Source organism: Mesorhizobium sp. M7A.F.Ca.MR.362.00.0.0, assembly GCF_004023175.1.
Taxonomy (GTDB): domain Bacteria; phylum Pseudomonadota; class Alphaproteobacteria; order Rhizobiales; family Rhizobiaceae; genus Mesorhizobium.
Map to the genome: position 1 here is coordinate 12,056 of NZ_RZTF01000141.1, position 285 is coordinate 12,340.

Sequence of the window (285 nt, forward strand, 5' to 3'; positions counted from 1 at the left end):
AGCGGGCACCCATCGTGCGCCGGTCGGGCGCATGAAGGAAGGCGAGTATTTCCACTTCTGCTTCGATCATGTGCGCGAGTACAACAAGGGCTTCAACTACTTTTCCGGCGTGCCGGACACCGAGGTCGCGCGCTTCCAGAAGGAAGCCATGACCGGGCACCGGCCGACCTGGAAGATGGGCGCCAACGGGGCCTCGACGCGATCGTCGCCCGATATGGCCCAGATGCGTTCCGGCCGGGCCGGCTACTATAACCGCATGCGCGACCCGTTCGACCTGTTCAAGGG

The 285-nt window shown here is 64.2% G+C and carries 1 pseudogene; it reads left to right on the plus strand.

Going from position 1 to position 285, the window contains the following annotated elements:
- Positions 1-285 (plus strand): annotated as a pseudogene (locus EOC06_RS42815) (molecular chaperone DnaJ); the annotation flags it as partial.